Source organism: Kineosporia sp. R_H_3 (assembly GCF_002198675.1).
In the GTDB taxonomy this organism is placed as follows: Bacteria; Actinomycetota; Actinomycetes; order Actinomycetales; family Kineosporiaceae; genus R-H-3.
Window position 1 is genome coordinate 1 of the sequence record NZ_MWLL01000036.1, and the last position, 3,972, is coordinate 3,972.

Annotated in this window: 2 protein-coding genes; both read right to left on the reverse strand. The window is 77.3% G+C overall.

The genetic code is table 11. The annotated features are described in order from the left end of the window. Nucleotides 1–305 precede the first annotated feature (305 nt). Nucleotides 306–1,586 (reverse strand): phosphopyruvate hydratase, encoded by a 1,281-nt coding sequence (gene eno, locus ECOMGDLI_RS02690; protein ID WP_088313331.1) that lies wholly within the window; start codon nt 1,584–1,586, stop codon nt 306–308. 201 nt (nt 1,587–1,787) lie between these two features. Beyond that, on the reverse strand, nt 1,788–3,710 hold the full coding sequence (locus ECOMGDLI_RS02695; RefSeq protein WP_088313333.1) for a DUF885 family protein: 1,923 nt from the start codon (nt 3,708–3,710) through the stop codon (nt 1,788–1,790). Nucleotides 3,711–3,972 lie beyond the last annotated feature (262 nt).

Consider the following 3,972-nt stretch of genomic DNA (forward strand, 5'->3'; position numbering starts at 1 on the left):
TCCGCGGGGAACGGTCGCCGGGGTCCGCGCGGCCGCCGCGCCGCCGCCCGACCGGCCGGGGGCGGAACGCCCCTGCCCCGGTCGTGGTGCGGCGGGCCTGCGTGCGGTCATCGCGGTCGTCCCCCTGAACGTCTCGGCCGTGCGGGGGCGGACCCCGCGACGTGCGGGGCGTGCGGGTGTCGGACGGCCCCACCCGACCATGGCACGCGAGCAGCGCCCGGGTCCGTATTGCGGCCCGGGCGCTGCAGCGTGTCGCGGAAGGTACTGGTGTGACGTGTGGTGCGGGTGGTGCCGGTCGCGCAGGCTCAGCCGGCGAACCGCGGGAAGGCCTGACGGCCGGCGTAGACCGCCGCGTCGTCCAGCTCCTCCTCGATGCGCAGGAGCTGGTTGTACTTCGCGACCCGCTCGGACCGCGCCGGGGCGCCGGTCTTGATCTGGCCGCAGTCGGTCGCGACCGCGAGGTCGGCGATCGTCGTGTCCTCGGTCTCGCCCGAGCGGTGGCTCATCATGCAGCGGTACCCGCTGCGGTGCGCGAGCGCGACCGCGTCGAGGGTCTCGGTGAGCGTGCCGATCTGGTTGACCTTGACGAGCAGCGCGTTCGCAGCGCCGGTCTGGATGCCCTTGGCGAGGCGGACCGGGTTCGTCACGAACAGGTCGTCGCCGACGAGCTGGATCCGGCCGCCGAGCGCGGACGTGATCGCCGTCCAGCCCTCCCAGTCGTCCTCGTCGAGCGGGTCCTCGATGGAGACGATCGGGAAGCCGTCGACGAGCGAGGTGTAGTAGTCGATCATCTCGGCGCTGGAGCGCTGGGCGCCCTCGAACGCGTACGAGCCGTCCTTGTGGAACTCGGTCGCGGCGACGTCGAGCGCGAGCGCGACGTCGGTGCCGAGGCCGAAGCCGGCCTTCTCGATCGCGACGGCGATGTTCTCCAGCGCCGCGCGGTTCGTCGGCAGGGACGGTGCGAAGCCGCCCTCGTCGCCGAGGCCGGTCGCCAGGCCGTTGCTCTTGAGCACCGACTTCAGCGAGTGGTAGATCTCCGCGCCCCAGCGCAGCGCCTCGCGGAAGCTCTCGGCGCCGATCGGCGCGACCATGAACTCCTGGATGTCGACGCCGCCGTCGGCGTGCGCGCCGCCGTTGAGGATGTTCATCATCGGCACGGGGAGGATGTGCGCGTTCGGGCCGCCGAGGTAGCGGAACAGCGGCAGGTTCGCCGAGTCCGCGGCCGCCTTGGCGACGGCGAGCGAGACGCCGAGGATCGCGTTGGCGCCGAGGGAGCCCTTGTTGTCGGTGCCGTCGAGGTCGAGCATCGCCTGGTCGACGAGGCGCTGGTCGGCGGCGTCGAAGCCGAGGAGCTCGGGGGCGATCTCGTCGATGACGGCGGTGACGGCCTGCTCGACGCCCTTGCCGCCGTAGCGGCTGGTGTCGCCGTCACGGCGCTCGACGGCCTCGAAGGCGCCGGTCGAGGCGCCCGAGGGGACGGCCGCGCGGGCGATGGTGCCGTCGTCGAGCGCGACCTCGACCTCGACGGTGGGGTTGCCTCGCGAGTCGAGGATCTCGCGGGCGCCGACGGCCTCGATGCTTGCCACGTCTGCTCCTGAAGGGTTGACGCTCGGGACGGCGCCCGGGTGGGGCGCACGGGTGGTCGAACGGGTGCGGGCGGCGCCGACGTACGGCGCCTGCGGCCGGTGCACCGGCGGACCGACCGGCCCAACCCTATCCAGTGCGGGGGCCGCCGCCCGACCACACAGGTCCCGGGTGCGGTGCCGCGGGAACGTCCCGCCGGGTCGTCAGCGCCGCCCGGCGGACTCCGCCGGCAGCCCGAGCAGGACGGCGAGGTGCCGCGGCGGCACCGGGCCGTGGGCGAGGACGGCGTCGTGGACGGCGCGGGGCGCGGCGTCCGGGCGGGCGGCGGACAGCCGCGCCACGACGTCGGACACGAGGTGGTCGCCGACGTAGCCGACGCTGCCGCGGACCGGGTGCACGAGGGTCGCCGCGACGACCGCCGCGGCCGCCGCGGGTGCGAGGTGGGCACGGTCGACGAGCATCGCCGCGGCGTCCTCGTCGGACAGGCCGTGGACGTGGCAGCGGACGTCGACGACGCACCGGACGGCGCGTCGCAGCTGGAGCGCGAGCTGGGCGACGCGGCGCCGGGCGCGCTGCGCGGGCGTGCCGGCGTCCGACAGCGTGAGCAGGCTCTCCGCGACGACGGCCCAGCCCTCGACGAACAGCGGGCTCGGCGCGACGAGCCGGGTCGCCGTCGGCAGCACCGCCTGGGCGGCGTGCGCGGCCTGGAGCTGGTGCCCGGGGACGCCGCAGTGCGCGGCGACGACCTGGCGCAGGGCGCCGCCGACGGCCTCGAGCGCCGGGGTGTCCGGGGTGCCGCTCTCGTCGTGGCCGTCGAACGGGCAGCGGGCCGGGGCCTCGAGCCGGTCGGGCACGGTGACCAGGCCGAGGGCGCGCAGCTCGCCGGCGACCTCGTCGAGGACGACGGCCGGCGGCGGGCCGCCGTCCGCGCTGACGCTGCGGAGCAGGTCGCGGACGCCGTCCGGCCCGGGCGGTGCGCCGAGCAGGCCGGCGAGCTCGGCGAGCTCCTCCTCGACGCCGAGCAGGTCGCTCTCGGCGCGCACGAGGAGGGCCTCGGGGGTGAGCTCGGCGTCGAGGCCGTACCAGAGCCGGGCGCCGTAGCGCTGGGCGCCGATCCGGGGGTCGGCGTCCGCCGACGGCCGGACGGCGCGCAGCCACCGGGCGTGCTCGTCGAGCGCGTCGACGGCGGTCCGCAACGCGGCGGTGAGGCCGGGCGCGTAGGCGTCGGCGTCCTCCAGCGGCGCGACGAGCGCCTCGAGCTGGCCGGGCAGCGCGTCGTGCAGGCGGCGGGTCCGGTCGAGCGCGGCGTCGACGACCGGCGCCGAGAGCCCGGTGAGGGTCCGGCGGGCGTGCGCGAGCCGCTCGGGGAGGTCCTCGAGCCGGCCGTGCGCGCAGCGCAGCACGCCGACGACGGTGTCGAGCGCCCCGGTGTCGAGCGGGCTGCCCGCCGGCAGGTCGTGGACGTCGCCGGCCGCGGGGAGCACCCGGGCCGGCACGTGGAGGAGCGCGTCGTGGCCGGCCGGGGCGTCCATGAGCTCCCACTGCCGGCCTGCGACCCAGACCCGGAGGATCTCCAGGTCGACGACGTCCGCGACGTCGAGCACGGTGTCGTCGACGGCGTCGAGCGCGGCGAGGGCATCAGCGAGGACCCCGTCGGCGTGCGCCGCCCCCTCGGGGGTGAGGTCCGCGAGGTGCGCCGTCCGGGCGGCCCGGGTGCCGCCGGGGGCGCTCTCCGGGGTCAGGGCGAGGACGGCGTCGGCGATCCGGGCCGCGAGCCGGCGGAACCCGGCCGTGGCGTCACCGGCGCGCGCCGGGCCGCCGCCGAAGATCGCCGCCGGGTCGTCGTCCCCGGTGCCGTCGAGGTCGTCGAGGCCCAGGTCGTCGAGGTCTGCCGCGCGGTCGGCGGCGAGGTCGTCGTGGTCGTGCCCGGTCGTGTCCCGGGCGGCGACGACGGTCGTCAGCTCGGCGTCGGCCGGCTCGACCGGGTCACCGGGGTCGTCCTCGGGGTCGACGTCGACGGCGTCCGCGGGGTCGGGCAGCCGGGGCGTGCGGGCCGGGTCCGCGCCGAACGCGCCGGTGTCGCCCCCGGTGCCGGGGGCGTGCTCGGGGTCCTGGGCGTCCCGCATGGGTCCATCGTGCCGTGCCGGAGCCCGGTGCGCCCATGGCGGGCCGCCACCTGCACCGACGTGACGATGCACCGCCGGGGACCGGGAGGTCCGACGGTGCGTCGCGGGTGCCGGCGGGACGGGCCCGCCGCAGGGTGCGGTCCCGGGCTCAGCGCCGCCCGCCGCGGTACTTCGGCGTCCGTCCGGGGCGGCGCTGCCCGCCGGTGCCGCTGCCGCTGCCGAGGATGTCGCTCCAGGCCCGGTCCGACGGGTCGCCGTCCGC